Below are 539 nucleotides of genomic sequence, written 5' to 3' on the forward strand. Positions count from 1 at the left end.
CGGCGGTCCCATGGGCGGCGGGGGCGACCGGCCTGCGCGCCCCGGCGCGGGTCAGGCCCCTGCGGGCGCCCCGGACGGTCAGGCCCCCGGTGGCGGCCAGGCCCCGCAGGGTCTGCCGCCGATGCCGGGCGGTGGCGGTGGCGGTGGCGGCAGAGGCGGTGGCAGTGGCGGCGGTATGTCGGGGCTGCTCGACGGTCAGGCCGTCAGCTCCGAGGTGGTCGCGGCGCTCAAGAAGGACGCCGACGACTTCACCTGGGTCGCCGCGACGACCGGCTCCCAGAACGCCGCGAGCAACCAACTCGCCGCCGAGGAACCGGTGATGGCGATCGGCGGCTTCAACGGCAGCGACCCGTCCCCGACGCTTGAGCAGTTCAAGCAGTACGTCGCCGACGGGAAGATCCACTACTTCCTCGGCGGCGGCGGGTTCGGCGGCGGAGGAGGCGGTCAGAACGGTTCCGGCTCGTCCATCGCCAGCTGGGTGCAGTCCACGTACAAGGAGGTCACCGTGGGTGACACGACCCTGTACGACCTCACCGCCG

1 protein-coding gene is annotated in these 539 nt (G+C 73.5%); it reads left to right on the forward strand.

Features of this window, described 5'->3' with window-relative positions; genetic code table 11:
• Positions 1-539: mannosyltransferase YkcB-related protein (locus BHU15_RS40710; RefSeq protein WP_497210050.1), on the forward strand; the 539-nt coding region annotated here is incomplete at both ends.

Source organism: Streptomyces niveus, assembly GCF_001723055.1.
In the GTDB taxonomy this organism is placed as follows: Bacteria; Actinomycetota; Actinomycetes; order Streptomycetales; family Streptomycetaceae; genus Streptomyces; species Streptomyces niveus.